The sequence below is a fragment of the Tolypothrix sp. VBCCA 56010 genome (genome assembly GCF_050875635.1).
Lineage (GTDB): Bacteria > Cyanobacteriota > Cyanobacteriia > Cyanobacteriales > Nostocaceae > Hassallia.
Window position 1 is genome coordinate 60,888 of record NZ_JBPAOH010000019.1, and the last position, 17,844, is coordinate 78,731.

Below are 17,844 nucleotides of genomic sequence, written 5' to 3' on the forward strand. Positions count from 1 at the left end.
TAAATAACTGATGTTTAATTTGACAAGTTTTGGTAAAATTTGTCTGACTGATGATAGTGTTTATAGAGAAATATGCGTTACCAAATAAAAATAATAAATAGTGTTTAGATATACATAATTGCTTTTGTATTAGCTTATGTATATCCGGAATCTATATTGGGCAAAGTAAATGATGTGAAATTTACTTTTTAAGCGATCGCCTACATAACTAAATACAAGCTCAATATCATATTTTTGATTATTTACATCAATTCAACACATTTAATTTGTCATTAAAAACTGTAAATTAGCTAACAACATAATTTTTTCCGAAAAATTATTAATAATATTAATAAGCGCGATAAAATCTATCGCTAAAAAGCTAAATGTTCGTCAATAACAATTATGATTTTTTATTATGTTCAGCTAGCAAACGTTTATATATATCCGATGATGTAAGATATTAAAAAATATTTCTAAGCTCCGAAGTGAACAACGTTATCTTAAGATTCGGGAAATATATATTTAATAAATAAGTAATATTAAGCTTTAGTTAAAAGCGTTTATAGCATTCAGAGAAATGCAAAGTACTGAATATGGATGTTTCTTGATTAATTTGGCAAGATAATATTCTTGCAGTCGAAATATTGTGGTGGTGAGTATTAAAAAAAGTAAATACATCCATTCTTAGACTTGAGCCAGATATCGAGAGCGAGTAGAGTGGCAATTGCCGTATGCCTTATACAATTCCTAACAACAGTTGCGTTGGATGTGATAACTGCCGTCCTCAATGTCCTACAGGTGCGATCAAAATAGAGAACGATGAATATTGGATCGACCCTTGTCTTTGTAACAATTGCGAAGGTTATTACCCCGAACCGCAATGCGTGATTGCCTGTCCCACAAAGTCACCGATTCCTTGGCAAGCGAAAAAGGGAAGATGCAAAGTTGAACCTAGAGATGCCACAAGTTCAGATTTGTTTGCCAATGGGAAGAGTAACCCTTTTGCATCAGCGATCGTCATTTGGGAAGCTTGCAACGTGTTGGCACAGCGAACATCTTTACCTTGGCAAATCGATGAACAGGGTTTCTTATGTTATGGCAGACAAGTTAACCAAGGTAAGGGAGCGATCGCATTTCACATTACCGATCCATTTAAAGTAAGCGATCGCGCAACAGAGTTACAGGCAATTGAAGCACTTGATATTAGAGCTGCTTGCATCCATTTAATTTTTGCTGCTTATGCTACAGCTTCCGAGCAACCTTGGGAGCAAGAGTTTGCGATCGACGATCGCCAAATTGAGAAATATTTAGGCTTAGAGAAACGCAAAGACTTGAGTAAAAACGCCAAACTCGCTCTTATGAAAAATATTGTACTGCAAGCTTGCTCGCTGATAACCACCATTGACTGGCCCCAACAAGGTCGAATCAAAGGTTTCTCAGTTACAGGCAGTCGCTTGTGGCACATAGTAGACATTCAGCACTATTTTCAAGAAGATAATCTGGGGTGTAAATATCTAGTCGGGTTAACTTTTAAAGTCAAAGCTGGTATTTGGACGCGGTATTTCTTAAATAAACAAGGATGCAAAGAGCGAACTGCATTTTATCAATATCGCAGTCTGCCTAAATCTTTGTTAAGCACAATCATGAGCATTTGGCAACAACATGAAGGTGCAGCGCGATTAATGCTATGGCTGCTATTTAAAACTAAAATGGGCAAAGAACAACGCATCACCGTTCCCACCTTGCTGAAAGTTGCTTACGGTGAGGAAAAAGTCAACCACGCAACCAGACATCGCGAAGAACGCAAGCGACTGCTGCGAACTTTTGAAAGTGACTTGGAAATTCTCCATCATTATGGAATCAAACCAGTTTTCGACCCGATTACCTATCCACCAGAAATTCAACCTTTGTGGGCAAAGTTAATTGATATTCCCGAAGATCCAGAAGAAGCATTAGAATTTTGGACTAATGACGGTGGTGCTGACACTCGCTTGACAGACACAAGTCCGCGTGGTAAGTGGAATTTGCTAATGAACGCTCGAATTTTGTCGTTTGAACTACCACCAGAATGGGAACAGCCAATCCCCAAATCTCAGAAAAATCAGCGACAAACTGTTACCACTAGAAAAAAGATAAAAACCACCGGCGATTTGCTTGGGGAACAGATTTTACAAGCGCGAAAAAATCTGAATCTCTCCCAAAGAGAATTAGCAAAGTTGACAGGTAAAAGCCAAAGCTGGATTCGAGATGTCGAAAATGGTCGCTTAAAAGCGAAGTCAGAAGACCAAGCAGTGTTAAGGAAAGTGTTGAATATGGGGTAATGTCGATTTTGGATTGCTGTCCGGAATGCACCTTCATAATGTAAGGGTATTAAAGATACAAAGCCCGCTTCGGTTGGTGCGGGCTATGAAAAAGGCGATCGCTTGTAAAATTAATGGCGTTGATGATTTGCGGTATAAATTGAAAATTTTTACGCTCTGGTTATGGTTCCAAAACCTCACAAGAGACGTTCCGATGGAACGTCTCTACAAAAAATTAGGGATTTAATAGTAATATTTACCAACACCCAGTTATCTGCTTGTAGACGAAACATTATTCAAGCGATCGCGAATTGCCGTTAATTGTTCTTGATTATTTACTGGCGATCGCGGTGCTGGCAATTCTGTATTGGGCCAATTGAGTAAATCATTACACGGACATAATTCAGGTGGCATTCCCAAGCTTCGCATCGGTACTGGCATCGTACAACGACTACAATGGCTCATTTCCCAACTCGGTGTCAGCAACTCGGCAATAGTTTCTTGCGTACCTTCTAAGTAACAGTCGCCTGTTTCTGGTGAGATAATTTGCTGCCAGCAATTTTCAAATTCCTGACTGTAGCGATCGCCTTGAATTACGGGTTGCGGCAACAGACTTGCCGAACCATTATTTGTCATCACCTTTTTGCCTAACTGAAACCAGTAAGCAAGGTATTGTTTTACTTCGTGTTTGGTTGCCATACCACAATATTAAACTTGCGACATCAGATTTCTAATTTTCAATACTTAATTTTAAATTAAGATTTTGGTGGTAACGGGGAACCGAGAACACTGAGATTAAGAACATGACCGCCAGTGACTAAATAAACAGCTTCGCACAGATGAGCTAATTGGCGGATTAAAGAACCCAGGCGATCGCGAAAATTTCTCCCAACCGGATAAGCCGGCACCACACCCCAACCTGTTTCTTCTGCCACAAATATCATATCAGCCGCAACCAAATCCACCGTTTCTAATAATTCTGCAACCGTGTTTTCCCAGATTGCATCCTCCTGAGAGAGTAGATTAGCTACCCAAGTTCCCAAAGAATCTACCAATAGACAGATATTTGGTTGAGCATCCGCAAGAGTAGCAGATAATTCTATCGGTACTTCCAGCGTTACCCAATCTTCAAGACGGCGTTTTTGGTGTTGGGCAATGCGTTGATTCCACTCTGCGTCCGCTGAGTTTTGCGTGGCAGTGGCAATGTAAACAACTGCTTTGCCTGACTGCATTGCCAGAATTTCTGCCCATTCACTTTTACCAGATCGTGCAGGTCCGGTCACGAGGATGACTTTACCCAAAGCTTTTTCCTTAGTATCTTTAATTAATTAGGGTGGCAATTTCTTACTTTGAATTTTTTCACTACCAAAGTGGGATTTTTGGTACTAAATAACTTTTAAGAGATAAAATTAGCACCAGCATTATTTAATGCCACTTGTGGCGAAAAAAGAAAAATCCCATTGAGACACTTCTCAATCATTAGAACACCACTGGGGACAGGATAAGTTAGGTAATTTTTTATGAAAGCAGGCTTAAAACGCATTGAGGCAACTCTACACGATTTGGGAACTAACGGCACAGCCTCCGCCGAAGCTAGTTCTACAAAGCAGTCTTTCTCTTTTCGGATCAGCGTTGGAAATAGCGAAGCTACAGCAGATGCTGTTTCATCAAAAGAAGGTGTGACCGAAGCAGACGCACCTGAGTTTGGTACAGAATTTGAGAATCATTCTTATCATCATAACTCTGTGCAAACCTTTCCCACACAAGACAGCGATGGCAGATCGCCGGCACTACCCAAATTCAAAACTCCCAGCTTCACAAGCCATCGCAACGCAGCTAATCCCGCATTAGCACTTAATTTGTTGCAAGAAATTCAAGAAAGCGTTTCGCTTTGGCAAAAAGAATTGCAAAAAATTGTCAAACAAATTCAAGATATTTACATAGAAGGTCCGATTGTCAATGGCTGGTTAGAGTCCCAGGCACGAGAAAGCGAAGCTGGGGGAACCGCAACCCTGCGCCATGCGGAAGTCGATCGCCTGATGGATTATGTAGAAGAAATTTGCGCGGCTCAAGAAAACGTATCGTATCAATCAGCACGTACAGGCTACCGCCTTTGCGGTTTAGATTCCTCCGGTCAAGTGTGGTCGCGTCCCTGTCCACCCGATCAAGTACCGATCGTAAGTATGGCGATCGCTCGTTACCAAAAGTTACGCCAACTACTAGGACGCAAGCAATATTTAGAAACTAAACTTAGTCAACTGGCGGAAACTCTGGTAGTTTTACACAGTCATATTCAACAAGCATGAACTTTTAACGATTATTTCCGAAAAAACTCGGTTGGTGAGTCAGGAATTTTTGGTATAGATTTAGCGGTAAGGAGACAAGGGGACAAGGAGACACACCGGACAAGGGGACAGGGAGACTCTTGAGACAAGCAAAATCACTCTTGACTCTTAAGAAATCCAAAATCCCAAATCCAAAATCCCAAATCTAAAATCCAAAATCAACTTTATGCCAGATCCGCAAATCTCTGCCATTATCTGTACTCACAACCGAGATACCTATTTAGGCGCTGCCATAGATAGCCTTTTGGCGCAAGAGTTTGCCGCTGGCTTTGAGGTGGTGGTGGTCGATAATAACTCAAGCGATCGCACACGCGAAGTTGTAGAACAAAGGTTATCCGATCCCCGTTTGAAGTACGTCTTTGAACCGGTGCTTGGTTTATCTGTCGCTCGCAACACTGGTGCAAAAGAATCTAGGGGGGAAATTCTCGCTTATTTGGATGACGATGCAGTTGCAAGCTCGCGCTGGTTGCAAATATTATATTCTGCCTATGAAAATAACTCTAAGATCGCGATCGCAGGTGGCAAAGTCACTTTATTATGGCCCCAAGGAATCCAACAACCACGCTGGCTATCTCCCGGACTAGCTGGCAATTTGGGAGCATACGATTTAGGTGATAGCATCGTCTACATCGAGCAGCCCGGTTTAACCCCTAGAGGCTTAAATTACTCGATCCGCCGCAGCTTTCTCAACGAAATTGGCGGTTTTGACCCTAATCTCGGTCGAGTAGGTAAAAACTTATTATCTAATGAAGAACTGCAAATGACAGAACTTGCCCTTCAACGCGGTTGGCAAGTTGCTTATCTTCCCGATGCTCTAGTTGCTCACAATGTCGCTCCAGAACGCCTCAACCGCTCCTGGTTTTTAAACCGAGGCTGGTGGCAAGGCATCAGTGAGTGCTATCGAGAACAACTTGCCGGTAAAGCCGGTATCGGTCAATTGCAGCGCGGCGGCGAAAGGTTTTTACGCGGCTTGTATAAATCATTGCAACATTTAAGTGACCCAGCAGAACGCTTTGACAAACTTGTGTATGCCTACGGTCAGATTGGTTACTTAAATGCCGCGATTCAGGGTCTTTTATCATCAAATAAAAAATAGAAATAACTACTTAATATGTCATCAAAAATACCAGTTTCCGTATTAATTCCCGCAAAAAACGAACAAGCAAACTTACCAGCTTGCCTCGCTAGCGTCGCTGTTGCCGATGAAGTGTTTGTTGTAGACTCTCAAAGTACCGATCAGAGCGAGGAAATTGTTAAAAGTTACGGTGCAAACCTGGTGCAGTTCCACTTTAATGGACGCTGGCCCAAAAAGAAAAATTGGTCTTTAGAAAATCTACCTTTCCGTAATGAATGGGTGCTAATTGTCGATTGCGATGAGCGCATCACCCCCGAACTTTGGGATGAAATTGCTCAAGCAATTCAAAATGATGAACACGATGGTTATTACCTCAATCGCCGCGTATTTTTCTTAGGTAAATGGATTCGCCACGGCGGTAAATATCCTGATTGGAACCTGCGTTTATTTAAGCACGCCAAAGGTCGCTACGAAAATCTCAACACCGAGGATATTCCCAACACTGGTGATAATGAAGTTCACGAACACGTCATTTTACCGGGGAAAGTCGGCTATCTGAAAAACGATATGCTTCATGAAGACTTCCGCGACTTGTTCCACTGGTTAGAAAGACATAATCGCTATTCCAACTGGGAAGCGCGTGTTTATTTCAACATTCTCACAGGTAAAGACGACAGCGGCACTATTGGCGCAAATTTATTTGGTGATGCAGTGCAACGCAAGCGCTTTTTGAAAAAAGTCTGGGTACGTTTGCCATTTAAACCATTTTTGCGATTTATTTTGTTCTACATTATTCAGCGCGGCTTTTTGGATGGCAAAGCTGGATATACCTACGCCCGTTTGTTGAGTCAATATGAATACCAAATTGGGGTGAAACTTTACGAATTACGCAGTTGTGGCGGGCAACTAAATACTACCAGCACCCCCAAATCGGCACCACCATCCCTCACGCAAGAAATTGGACAAACGGCAACTTAAAAGATTGGGAATGGGGAATGGGGCATGGGGCATGGGGCATGGTCTATGTGGGCATAGAAATACGTCTAGCTTCTTTTTATTCCCATTGCCCATTGCCCATTGCCCATTGCCCATTGCCCATTGCCCAATGCCCAATGCCCATTGCCCAATGCCCATTGCCCAATTCCCAATCTAAAATTTGATGTCCCAGTTGAATGTGAGTAAACAACCGTCGGTAGTTGATGCAGAACCTTTTGTAGATTTACGCAAGTATGACCAATCCTGGTTTGATCGGGGTCGTGCAGGTTGGTATATTTTATTTTGGTGGTTTGTACAAGCGATCGCCTTTCCACTGACTCCTCAGCCCCTCAGTAATCTCCGTTGCGCTATACTCCGGCTATTTGGGGCAAAAGTCGGCAAAGGTGTATTAATTCGCCCTACCGCCCGCTTTACTTATCCCTGGAAAATCAGCATTGGCGATTATAGCTGGATTGGTGATGATGTCGTTTTATACAGTCTTGATGAGATTCACATCGGCTCACACTGCGTAATTTCCCAGAAAAGTTATCTATGTACTGGTACTCATGACATCAAAGATCCAGCCTTTGGACTGAAAACAGCAATTATCACCATTGGTAATGGCGCATGGGTAACAACAGATTGTTTTATTGCCCCAGGAGTGACAATTGGGGCTAATGCCGTAATCGGCGCTCGTAGCAGTGTTTTAAGTGACATACCCGCAGGGCAAGTAGCTTGGGGAAATCCCTGTCGTCCCAGGTATCCCAGGCAGAAGTAAGTAGATTTGAGAAGTTGAAGCCACTGCTCCAACTTCTTTCTACTAATCTACACATATTTGAGAAATCAAATTCCGTAACCATATGTGCCCTTGGTCGCGGTCATTTTTGTTATGCCACAGTATATCTACGGAAAAACCAGTCATTTCAAATGGTAGTGGGGAAGCATATAATTGCCAAACTTCTACAAATGTTTTGACTAGCTGTGCAGGCACAGTTGCAATCAAGTTTGTATTTACCAAAATAAACGGCACAATCAGAAAGTTGGGCACAGACATGGCAACATTTCGGCTTAGGTTTTGAAGAGCCAAAGCCTTATCTACCAAGCCCACCATATCTTCTTTGGGAGATACAAGCAGGTGAGAAGCTGCGATATACTCCTCTAGAGCGATCGCTTTCTGGATTTTAAATTTTTCTGCAAACAAACAGACAAAATGCTCTTGGTAAAGTAATTGTCGAGTATGCCACGCTTGGAATTGCGGACAATGCCCGATCGCCAAATCAATTTCGTCAGCATCAAGTAGTTTAGGCGATCGCATCCAATTAGTTGAGCGCACCTGAATTTTCACCTTTGGAGCAAGTATTTCAATTTGTTTCAATAACTTCGGTAAAAATACTACCTCTGTATAATCATCCATACCAAGTCGGAAGATGCGATCGCTCTGTTCGGGGATAAATTGCGACTCGCTGTAAATAGCTGTTTGAACTTGCAACAACACCTCATGGATAAATTCAGCTAACTCAATTGCCTTTGGTGTCGGTGTCATCCCCTTAGATGTCTTGATAAACAAATCATCTTTAAACAGTTTCCGCAGTCGAGAAAGCGCGTTGCTGGTTGCAGGTTGCGACAACCCAATTTTTTCGGCAGCGCGGGTAAGGTGCTGGGAAGTCATCAACGCATCGAATACAACCAGCAAGTTGAGGTCTACCCCTGCAAGATTGAAATGATGAATGACACTCATATTATTAATCGATTGGACAAATAATTTTAATCTTGCGAGTATGGATATAGGAAAGGTTGAGACATAAAAACATATAAAAACAAACCTTTACCAATCGATTTTTTCTAGTAATTTCACAGATTAATTTTTAAGGAGATGTAACCATGTTTACTAGTAAAAAGCCAAGTGCGAATATTCCGGCTGCGCTGTTTGCTAGCTACATCCAGAAAGACGGCATCAAATTATCGGCAGAAGACAAACTCGAACTAATTGAAAAAACGCAATTATTCGAGCTTGCATTGGATGCACGTCATTTTGATGTCATCGAAGCCATTGTCACAGACAATTTTATTTACGACCACGCCCTAGCATATCGTGAAGGTAAAAAAGCACATACTGAATTTTGGCAAGCAAACCAGGCAGTTTTGCTAGATGGTATCCGCCATCAACCAGTAAATATTATTGTCTATGGTGAAGCAGATGAAACAGCAACCTCAGTTAGCTACTTAAATGTGTTGAAATTTGCTGATACATCTGAGTTGGTAGCATCAGATAATCCTTTGCTAATTGCACATGGGATTCAAGTCATGAATTTCCGTAAAGAAAACGAATGGAAGCTTGCACGCTTAACCATTGACCAAATGGCTGTTTCCCAAGTTTTCCCGATTGATGATGCTACACGGCATTACTTCGCAGCAAAAGCGAGTGAGCGCAACCAAATTCGCCAACCACTTTTTTAAGCTGATGATTTGACGGCAATTTTACAGATAAGGAGTTTAGTGATGAAGATTGGCATTATCGGAGCAGGACAAATCGGTGGGACGCTTGCAAAAGCTTGGGCACATGCTGGTCATCAAGTGATGGTCAGCAACTCCGGCAATTTCTCAAAACTAGAACCGTTAGTTGCTGAAATGGGTGTTAATGGCTCATCAGGTCAAGCGGATGAAGTTGTAGAGTTTGCAGACGTAATTTTGTTCTCTGTGCTTTGGAGAAAGATGGAACAAGTGCTCAACGGTCTGGGTTCACTCGAAGGCAAAATTGTAATTGATACTATGAATCCGCTCACAACGACTGAGACCATCGTCGGTACTGCACCAGGAGAACACATTTTTGAGATTCCAGAAGCCGGCTCTACTTCCGAAGAGCTACAAAAACGATTGGTGGGTGCGCGGATTGTGAAAGCCTTTAATCATTTCCCTGCCGAGCTTTTGGTAAAGGCAACTCAGGAGTCTGACACAAACAAGCTAACTGTCTTTTTGTGCGGAGATGATAAACAAGCCAAGCATTTAGTCGTTCAACTGATTGAAGACAGCGGTTTTATTCCGGTAGATGCAGGTCGTCTATCGAGCGCACATTTGCTGGAAAATTTGGCGAGATTATGGCACGAAGTTATGGAAGCCAATGAACTTAAGGATTTTGCTTTTTCTATCACCCGCTTGAAGTAATTACTAGAAAAGGAAAAATATCACTATGGCTAAGGTAGTTAGTTTTGATCAACTTGGTGATGCAAATGTTCTCAAACTTGAAGATGTACAAGTACGAGAACCCGGTAAAGACGAAATTCGCATCAAAGTTGAAGCAATTGGGTTGAACCGTGCGGAAGTTTTGTTCCGCGAAGGTAATTATGTGGAAATGCCAAAATTGCCTTCAAGTCTCGGTTATGAAGCAGCGGGTATAGTTGACGCGGTTGGCGAAAATGTAACAAACTTAAAGGTAGGTGATAAAGTTAGTACGGGTCCATTTTTTTCGATGCGGGATTATGGTAGTTACGGCGAACAAGTGATTGTCCCTGCTAATGCAGCCTTTCGTTATCCTGACAATCTTACTTCCACAGAAGCCGCAACAGCATGGCTGCAATATTTAACTGGATATTTTGCATTTGCAGATGTGGGTAAGTTACAACCAGGGCAATATGTTTTAATTACTGCTGCATCAAGCAGTACTGGATATTCCGCAATTCAACTGGCAAAAATGATGGGAGCGATTACAATTGCTACCACCAGAACCCAAGCAAAACGCCAAAATCTCGTTGATGCAGGGGCAGACTATGTTATTGTTACCAATGAAGAAGATTTGGTAGGTCGAGTCAAAGAAATTACAGGCGATCGCGGTGTAGAATTGGTTTATGACCCAGTTGCAGGTCCCACACTAGCGCAACTTGTGGAAGTGACTGCACCCAAAGGCACTATTATTATTTACGGTACCTTATCGCCAGAACCAACGATTTTTCCCTTGTTACCTGCGATTACGAAGTCAATTAAATTCCCCGTTTATGCTGTTTTTGAGTTTACAGGTAGCGACGCATTGAGTTTATCGCGTAACGAAGAAGCTGTTCAAAGAGGAGTCAAATTTATTTACGAAGGTTTGGCATCAGGACAACTTAAACCTGTAATTGATGAGCGCGTTTTCAAATTGGATGAAATTGTCGAAGCGCATCGCTACATGGAATCGAATCAGCAGAACGGAAAAATTGTGGTGACGGTTTAATTATTTAAACCAGCAGTGATATAGGTAATCAAAAAATACGTAGAGACGACGCTTACTGTCCTCTCTACTTCTATATCTATTCGTGCTTTCTTACCTTACGTTAATCCCAACCAAGAGAAAAGATTCTGCCACCAAGAACTACTTACCTGCCCGACAAGCTTCATTTTTTGGCGAATGTCTTGAATATTCCAATTAGTTAATTTAGCAAGAGTTTGCGCTTCTTTTTCAAAACGTTTGCTCAAAGACCGCTTATATTCTCTTCCCGCAGAACATGTAACTTGACCTGTAAACGGATGTTGCAAAACGTAACGCCCTTGAAAAGATTCGCGGTTAGAGGTTTCGTGAAACATCAAGTCTTCGGGGAATTTGTCGCGGGTGTAGCGGACATGCAAACGAGAAATGAAAACGCTACTAGAAGGGCTTGGCGGGCGAATGCGGCGGGGTGCGGGTGCGTTTACCCCAAAATCATTATCTAGCCAAAATACACCCGCTTGCTTGAGTTCTTCTTGGCTGAGAGGTTCGGCAGAACAAGGATCGCAATTACTCATATCCCAAGCATATTCTAAAAATGCCACTTTTCTATCTTCTTTGATGTAAGAAGTTTGAAACATGGATTTATAAAAGTCGCTAAATTCATCTTTGACAAATAAAGGAATATTTTCACCGGAAGGAACTTTCACTGTCCGGTAATTGGTGATTTCTGCCTGTCCTTTAGGTGAGAGAATGTAGACAATTAAATCTTGTTCGGTTGTGGCGTTAATCATGCCCAAACGAATTGGCAGCATGAATTTAGGTGAAAAATAAGAAATTTGCAAAGGACGCAGAAACTGATAGCCAGATTCCTCAAATTTATCTAAGTTGACTTTAGCAACAAAGAATTTCATTGAGGAACGAATGTAAGGCTGAAGTAGCTGTTTTGCCCCTTTAGGAATTTTATAACCGTTGCGGTTCAGCCAAGTTGACAATCCGCCAGATTCTTTGGCACTAAGAATTACAATATCGTATTCACCAACATTGAAACGCGCTTCGACAGTCACACCTAAATTGTCAGCACTTCTGGCACTTCCTACCCGACTTCTTGGTGCTGCTAATGGTAGTGGAAGCCCTCCTCTTTCTTGATAAACTGGTGTACAGGGGTCTGAGTCGAAGTATTCTACCAATCTTGGGGCGCTAAAAGCATCTAAGCGCTCAATAATTTTCGGTTCAGCAACGCGCACTTGCTCTTTTTGTAACACTGTCGGTACAGGTACAACAATTGCAAAATCTTTGACTTCACCCTGAAAGTCATTTGCCATCGTCAGGACAGTGCGATCGCCCGATCGCGCGATCGCCACCTGAGAAGCTTTGTTATACAGCTTTGCATCAGCTTTCGCAACATAAAATCCACAAAATGCCCAAGCCGTCGGCGTAAAACAAAACACAGCAACAAATGTTAGTAGTAAAGAAATTAATAATCGAAAAGGTTTCATGTTTGTTAGTTGATAGTTGTTAGTTGATAGTTGATAGTTGATGGTTGATGGTGAGTCAGTACGTTGGGGAGGCAGTGCGTTGCGTATTTTCCCCCCGTTGTAGCACCTGCCGTCGGGTTTCCCGACAGCCGCGCATCTGACGAACCCGAAGGGTTGATAGTTGATGGTTGGAAAATACTACTAACAACTAACCACTAACCACTAACCACTACCCATTCCCCATTCCCCACTCCCCATTCCCCAAGAAAATCTCGGTGCTTTCCAAAAGGTATCTAGCAGGATAGTCAAAGGGGCAAGGGCAAACAGTGCCCAAAAAACTGCGGTGGAAACAAAGAAATAATTCCGCAGAATAAAAGTTAATATGGCGATGCACATTGCCCAAATCACACGCGCAATTCGAGCATTGGGAATTGACCGAGGGTCTGTCACCATAAACAGGGCAAATAGCAGCAATGACCCACTCATCAATCGATGCCAGTAAACATCCCAAGTCCAGCCCAGCATCATATTGCGAATTGCTTCCATAAAAGCGTATGTAAGCAAAAAAGCGGCTGTTGTATCCCAACGTCCGACTCGCTTGAGAATCATGCCACCTGTGCCCGCAAATAACAGCCCATACCACCAATCATCACCCCATTGTCCCGGTGAAACCCAAGCATTGGGGGTTAGTAATAAGGCACAAATGATACCAGCGTTGGCGGGATTGAAGAAATGTTTATCACCGACTTTGAAGACAAACTTACTAGCGATCGCCACAAATCCAGCTAAAGCCATCGTCGTCCAATCATCAGCCCGTAAAAGCAAGCTGAGTCCTAACGCAGTAATCAACGCACTACGAAGATTCGTCTTTTGTCCTGTGTCATTTGCCAATAACTCTTGACTCGTACAGACGCGATATATCGCGTCTCTACAACTCTTGACTCTTGACAAAAGCCATTGCGTTGATACACAGGTTGCGATCGCCACTGCAATCAACTCTGGTCGCAACGTCCAATCTCTTGTACCAATTCCCAAAATTAGGAATAAGGAAAGAAATAAAATTTGATAATCTCGTATATCTTTGAGCAACATTGCTCCTACAATCAGGGATTTCCCCTAAACTTAGGTGTGTCACCAATCTAAACGCCTAGATGCGAAAATCATGCTGCCGTTACAAATTTTGTTACAGTTAAGTTAAGTAAGTCGGTGAGAAAAATTCAACTTATATGAATAAATATAAACTTGACGTAGACGTAGGGTGCGTTAGCCTTCCCTTCGGGACGCTAAAAGCGAACGGCATAACACAACGCCAGATGCTACAACGGAGGGAACCTCCGCAACGCACTGGCTCCCCTACAATTTAAATTTCTTAACTATTAATTAGTTATTTCTTTTACAGTTATACAATACCGTAAATTTTCTTATAGTAAGCGTTACAAAATCTAAAATCCAAAATCTAAAATCTAAAATTGAAAGACTCAAGATGCAATTCGCTTCTCTATATCCGCTTGTTTATCGACTTCTCAAACCAACGTTTCCTAAGTGTCTTTGGTGTGGCGATCCAAATTCTAAAGCGATCGCACTCACGTTTGATGATGGTCCCCATCCGCAATACACGCCGGAACTTTTAGCCGTTTTAGACCGCTATAATATTAAAGCTAGTTTTTTTTGGTTGGGTGTTTGCGTGAATCGAAATCCGGCGATCGCCAAAACAATATGCGATCGCGGTCACTGGATCGGATTGCATAGCTACGATCATCGCAATTTCCCGATGCTTTCCCCAACTGAACTTCAGCAAAGTTTAGAAAAAACCCAAGCTGCAATTCATAGTGCTTGCAATTTACCACCGTCACAAGTACGTGATGTCCGACCCCCCAACGGCTTCTTTACACCGGAAACTTTAAATTTATTACATCAGTGGAATTACCGTCCAGTTATGTGGAGCGTTGTACCAGAAGATTGGGTAAGACCAGGAGTCGGTACTGTAGTGCAGCGAGTTCTCCAGCAAGTACAAAACGGCTCACTGATTGTTTTGCATGATGGCGCTTGCGGCGGACAAGATGTTGCCGCTACAGCAGAAAGCCTGATTCCCCAATTGCTACAACAAGGCTATCAGTTTGTGACAGTTGATACTTTATGGCAGCAAGCTGCACTCAGGTAATAATCATCACCTATAATCTGAGTGCTAGCGCCAATAGTTAATGCTCAACATTCCCGCTTTTATTGCTATCTACAAACGCGCTGCCAAGTAATACCCTTTTAGAGTAGAATAATAGTATGATACGGTGTCCCGCATACATTTTAATTTAGGTAGTATACACACTTTGTCACTTGCTTTTCTTACGTGCCAATAGTCAAGCAATTAAGTACCAACAATAGTTGGCTGGTGCTTATGACCGAAGAAATTAAGAATGAGTCAATTTACTTAAGATACGTTGGAGTTGCTTCTAGCGACTTTACGCTTGTGAGCTACTTCAGGTTGGGGTGTGCTAGCAAGCGTTGGCTCGTCAGTCCCCAATAGGTCATGTATCTCGCTTAAAGATGTTGGTGTTTTTGCCGAAATCTCTTCTGGTGATGCACTTACGTACTCAATCAGGTCTTCTACCTGACAGTTTAGAGCTTGGCAAAATCTCACGATTCTTTCAATATGGTCACATCCAGTCCTGCCACTCTCCCAGTTCTGGATCGTGCTTTCAGTCACTCCGACAAGACGTGATAGCTCAAGCTGGGTCAGCCCTGCTTTGTCACGCAGAAAGGCGATTCTTGGTTTTGCTTTCTGTTTCACAGCTACAGCACTTTATATCTTAACTTATAGTCGTAGATCCTAGCACCAAAAAAAACCAGCGCCCAGGAATTTACCAAAAAAAACTTTTGCCCAAACTCTTGACACCCCCAAGAACTTTGGTTAAAACTATTTAGTATGAGATTTACCTCTTTTAGAGGGAGTTTATATAAAGGGCAGATAAAGCGCAAACATTCAACTTGAAAAAAACTTTCAGAAAAATCCGGAATGATGCGACTTTGATTTGAATCTCATAACATCAAACGACAGCGTAAAAACCCTGAGAACTCCTCAAATTTTAAGTATGTATACGCAAATTGAGTCACAGGATTTATAAGTCAGTTTGAACCAACTACAACACACAAATAATCAGGTCTAGAAATATTATGTTGAAGAATTTTGCTTTTGGTTTACTAGCTGCTGCTTTAGCTGTCGCTCCTGGTGCTGCCTTTGCTGGTCAATCTCAAAGCAACGTGCAAGTTACCACACAAGAAGGTGCAGCAATCGATGGTAGCACCAATGCTCAAAGCTCCACCAGCATCAACAATCAACAACAAATTCAAAACGCACAGAAAAAAGCTGGTGCTTACCGTGGTAGATACTACAAGCCCGTTTGCAGAGGTGGATCTAGTGCTCAATCTCAAGGGTCTGTCCAACGTACAAGCCAAAGCGGTGCAGCGATTGGCGGTTCTGTGAATGCTCAAGATAGCACCACAACCAGCAATCAGCGTCAAATTTTAGCTGCTGGCTGCCGCTAATTATTCTATCAAGTTATCAGGCGTTGCTTACCATTATTTGATGAATAGGCAACGCCCGGATCTATTAACAACCATACACACACAAGTAAATTAGGTTTAAAAACAATGTTGAAGAATTTTGCTTTTGGTTTACTAGCTGCTGCTTTAGCTGTCGCTCCTGGTGCAGCATTTGCCGGTCAATCTCAAAGCAACGTCCAAGTTACCACACAAGAGGGTGCTGCAATCAATGGTAGCACCAACGCTCAAAGCTCCACCAGCATCAACAATCAACAACAAATTCAAAACGCACAGAAAAAAGCTGGTGCTTACCGTGGTAGATACTACAAGCCCGTTTGCAGAGGTGGATCTAGTGCCCAATCTCAAGGGTCTGTCCAACATACAAGCCAAAGCGGTGCTGCAATTAACGGTTCTGTGAATGCTCAAGATAGCGTTACCACAAGCAATCAGCGCCAAGTTTTAGCTCGTCGCGGCTGCTAATTATTCTATCAAGTTATCAGGCGTTGCTTACCATTATTTGATGAATAGGCAACGCCTGGATCTATTAACAACCATATATATACTATTAATCAGGTCTAAAAATATGTTGAAGAATCTTACATTTAGTATCTTAGCCGCAGCAATAGCGATCGCTCCTGGTGCAGCATTTGCCGGTCAATCTCAAAGCAACGTACAAATCACCCAACAAGAGGGTGTTGCAATCGATGGTAGCACCAACGCTCAAAGCTCCACCAGCACCAACGTGCAACAACAAATTCAAAAAGCCGGTCGTCGTAGCGGATACTATAGCCCCTACTATTGCAGAGGTGGCTCGAATGCTCAAGCTCAAGCTTCTAGACAAGTTACCCACCAAAACGGTGCTGCAATTGGCGGTTCTGTAAATGCTCAAGATAGCGTTACCACAAGCAATCAACGCCAAGTTATAGCTCGTCGCAGCCGCTAATTACTGCATAAGTTCTCAAGGCGTTTGCCTATTAAATAAAAGAGTCAGCCAAACGATTCTAATTCCTCAAATAACGCCTTGTTTAAATCAACAACACACACAATTAATAGGTCTAAAAACATGTTGAAGAATCTTACATTTGGTATCTTAGCTGCTGCTTTAGCTATTGCTCCTGGTGTTGCATTCGCCGGTCAAGATCAAACCAACGTCCAAGTTACCCAACAAGACGGTTTTGCACAAGATGGTAGCACCAACGCTCAAAGCTCCACCAGCACCAACGTGCAACAACAAATTCAAAACGCACAGAAAAAAGCTGGTGGTTACCGTGGCAGATACAACAACCCCGCTTGCAGAGGTGGATCTAGTGCTCAAGCTCAAGACTCTACTCAAATTACACGCCAAAGCGGTACTGCAAGTGGCGGTTCTGTGAATGCTCAAGATAGCAGCACAGCCAGCAATCAGCGCCAACTTTTAGCTCGTCGCGGCTGCTAATTACTGCATAAGTTCTGATGGCGTTACCTATTAAATAAAAGAGTCACCCAAACGATTCTAATTCCTCAAATAACGCCTTCTCAATTAACAACAACACTCACACACAAATATTAAGGTTTAAAACAATGTTGAAGAATTTTGCTTTCGGTATCTTAGCTGCTGCTTTAGCTATTGCTCCTGGTGCAGCCTTTGCCGGTCAATCTCAAAGCAACGTGCAAGGTACCACACAAGAAGGTACTGCGATCGATGGTAGCACCAACGCTCAAAGCTCCACAAGCAGCAACCGTCAACAACAAATTCAAAACGCACAGAAAAAAGCTGGCGCATACTACAGCCCATACTACCGCAAAGGTAACACAAACCAATCTCAAGGCTCTGTCCAACGTACACGCCAAGATGGTGCTGCAATTGGCGGTTCTGTGAATGCTCAAGATAGCGTAACCCGCAACAACCAAAGACAAATTTTTCGCGGTCGCTAATCGCGGAAATTGAGTTCTTAGGCGTTGGTAGTAAAAGTTTAACTTAAACAACGCCCTTTGGCTC

At 42.5% G+C, this 17,844-nt stretch carries 21 protein-coding genes; 15 read left to right on the plus strand and 6 right to left on the minus strand.

All coding sequences use genetic code 11. The features are described from left to right. Positions 1–713 precede the first annotated feature (713 nt). Complete coding sequence (locus tag AABK37_RS09425; RefSeq protein WP_432551305.1) at positions 714–2,303, plus strand: helix-turn-helix domain-containing protein; 1,590 nt, start codon at positions 714–716, stop codon at positions 2,301–2,303. Between the two features lie 249 nt (positions 2,304–2,552). Here the strand turns inward: AABK37_RS09425 and AABK37_RS09430 are convergent, their stop codons facing one another. Both AABK37_RS09430 and cobU read right to left on the minus strand, forming a co-directional pair. After that, complete coding sequence (locus AABK37_RS09430) at positions 2,553–2,981, minus strand: hypothetical protein (protein WP_432551306.1); 429 nt, start codon at positions 2,979–2,981, stop codon at positions 2,553–2,555. A gap of 56 nt (positions 2,982–3,037) precedes the next feature. Next, complete coding sequence (gene cobU, locus AABK37_RS09435; protein ID WP_432551307.1) at positions 3,038–3,583, minus strand: bifunctional adenosylcobinamide kinase/adenosylcobinamide-phosphate guanylyltransferase; 546 nt, start codon at positions 3,581–3,583, stop codon at positions 3,038–3,040. Between the two features lie 219 nt (positions 3,584–3,802). Between cobU and AABK37_RS09440 the strand changes: the two genes are divergently transcribed. The 5 genes from AABK37_RS09440 (at position 3,803) to hpsU (ending at position 7,455) form a co-directional block, all read left to right on the plus strand. Further along, positions 3,803–4,588 (plus strand): hypothetical protein, encoded by a 786-nt coding sequence (locus tag AABK37_RS09440; RefSeq protein WP_432551308.1) that lies wholly within the window; start codon positions 3,803–3,805, stop codon positions 4,586–4,588. A 205-nt stretch (positions 4,589–4,793) separates the two neighbouring features. Then, entirely contained in the window at positions 4,794–5,723 is a 930-nt protein-coding gene (locus AABK37_RS09445; RefSeq protein WP_432551309.1) for a glycosyltransferase, read from the plus strand. Positions 5,724–5,738: 15 nt separating this feature from the next. Further along, positions 5,739–6,680, plus strand: a complete 942-nt coding sequence (locus tag AABK37_RS09450) for a glycosyltransferase family 2 protein (RefSeq protein ID WP_432551310.1) — start codon at positions 5,739–5,741, stop codon at positions 6,678–6,680. Between the two features lie 17 nt (positions 6,681–6,697). Further along, positions 6,698–6,862 (plus strand): hypothetical protein, encoded by a 165-nt coding sequence (locus AABK37_RS09455; RefSeq protein WP_432551311.1) that lies wholly within the window; start codon positions 6,698–6,700, stop codon positions 6,860–6,862. Beyond that, positions 6,862–7,455, plus strand: coding sequence for a hormogonium polysaccharide biosynthesis acetyltransferase HpsU (gene hpsU, locus AABK37_RS09460; protein ID WP_432551312.1), 594 nt, complete (start codon positions 6,862–6,864; stop codon positions 7,453–7,455). The genes AABK37_RS09455 and hpsU overlap by 1 nt, the downstream gene beginning before the upstream one ends. Positions 7,456–7,497: 42 nt before the next feature. On the opposite strand, the gene AABK37_RS09465 is transcribed toward hpsU, so the two are convergent. Then, positions 7,498–8,415 (minus strand): LysR family transcriptional regulator, encoded by a 918-nt coding sequence (locus AABK37_RS09465; protein WP_432551313.1) that lies wholly within the window; start codon positions 8,413–8,415, stop codon positions 7,498–7,500. A 143-nt stretch (positions 8,416–8,558) separates the two neighbouring features. On the opposite strand from AABK37_RS09465, the gene AABK37_RS09470 reads away from it, so the two are divergent. Genes AABK37_RS09470 through AABK37_RS09480 form a run of 3 tightly spaced genes read left to right on the plus strand, consistent with a single transcriptional unit; the run spans position 8,559 to position 10,881 of the window. Further along, complete coding sequence (locus AABK37_RS09470; RefSeq protein ID WP_432551314.1) at positions 8,559–9,134, plus strand: nuclear transport factor 2 family protein; 576 nt, start codon at positions 8,559–8,561, stop codon at positions 9,132–9,134. Positions 9,135–9,143: 9 nt separating this feature from the next. Further along, positions 9,144–9,839: an NADPH-dependent F420 reductase gene (locus AABK37_RS09475; protein ID WP_432551315.1), complete on the plus strand. Its 696-nt coding sequence runs from the start codon at positions 9,144–9,146 to the stop codon at positions 9,837–9,839. Between the two features lie 25 nt (positions 9,840–9,864). After that, positions 9,865–10,881 carry a zinc-dependent alcohol dehydrogenase family protein gene (locus AABK37_RS09480; protein ID WP_432551316.1) on the plus strand — a complete coding sequence of 339 codons (1,017 nt, stop codon included), beginning with the start codon at positions 9,865–9,867 and terminating at the stop codon, positions 10,879–10,881. Positions 10,882–10,976: 95 nt separating this feature from the next. Here AABK37_RS09480 and AABK37_RS09485 read toward each other — a convergent pair whose 3' ends face one another. Further along, positions 10,977–12,350, minus strand: coding sequence for a DUF2330 domain-containing protein (locus AABK37_RS09485; RefSeq protein ID WP_432551317.1), 1,374 nt, complete (start codon positions 12,348–12,350; stop codon positions 10,977–10,979). A gap of 201 nt (positions 12,351–12,551) precedes the next feature. Next, entirely contained in the window at positions 12,552–13,421 is an 870-nt protein-coding gene (locus tag AABK37_RS09490; RefSeq protein WP_432551318.1) for an RnfABCDGE type electron transport complex subunit D, read from the minus strand. A 391-nt stretch (positions 13,422–13,812) separates the two neighbouring features. Between AABK37_RS09490 and AABK37_RS09495 the strand changes: the two genes are divergently transcribed. Further along, positions 13,813–14,490, plus strand: coding sequence for a polysaccharide deacetylase family protein (locus AABK37_RS09495; protein WP_432551319.1), 678 nt, complete (start codon positions 13,813–13,815; stop codon positions 14,488–14,490). Positions 14,491–14,754: 264 nt separating this feature from the next. Here the strand turns inward: AABK37_RS09495 and AABK37_RS09500 are convergent, their stop codons facing one another. Then, on the minus strand, positions 14,755–15,114 hold the full coding sequence (locus AABK37_RS09500) for a helix-turn-helix transcriptional regulator (protein ID WP_432551320.1): 360 nt from the start codon (positions 15,112–15,114) through the stop codon (positions 14,755–14,757). A 383-nt stretch (positions 15,115–15,497) separates the two neighbouring features. On the opposite strand from AABK37_RS09500, the gene AABK37_RS09505 reads away from it, so the two are divergent. From AABK37_RS09505 to AABK37_RS09525, 5 genes are all read left to right on the plus strand, one after another. Continuing rightward, the gene (locus AABK37_RS09505; protein WP_432551321.1) at positions 15,498–15,869 is read left to right on the plus strand and encodes a hypothetical protein; all 372 of its coding nucleotides are present in this window, start codon (positions 15,498–15,500) and stop codon (positions 15,867–15,869) included. Between the two features lie 105 nt (positions 15,870–15,974). Next, a complete protein-coding gene (locus AABK37_RS09510; protein ID WP_432551322.1) occupies positions 15,975–16,346 on the plus strand; it encodes a hypothetical protein in 372 nt (123 codons plus the stop codon). A gap of 103 nt (positions 16,347–16,449) precedes the next feature. Then, positions 16,450–16,809, plus strand: coding sequence for a hypothetical protein (locus AABK37_RS09515; RefSeq protein ID WP_432551323.1), 360 nt, complete (start codon positions 16,450–16,452; stop codon positions 16,807–16,809). A 120-nt stretch (positions 16,810–16,929) separates the two neighbouring features. Then, positions 16,930–17,301 (plus strand): hypothetical protein, encoded by a 372-nt coding sequence (locus tag AABK37_RS09520; RefSeq protein WP_432551324.1) that lies wholly within the window; start codon positions 16,930–16,932, stop codon positions 17,299–17,301. A gap of 125 nt (positions 17,302–17,426) precedes the next feature. Beyond that, positions 17,427–17,780: a hypothetical protein gene (locus AABK37_RS09525; RefSeq protein WP_432551325.1), complete on the plus strand. Its 354-nt coding sequence runs from the start codon at positions 17,427–17,429 to the stop codon at positions 17,778–17,780. The last annotated feature ends 64 nt before the right edge of the window (positions 17,781–17,844 follow it).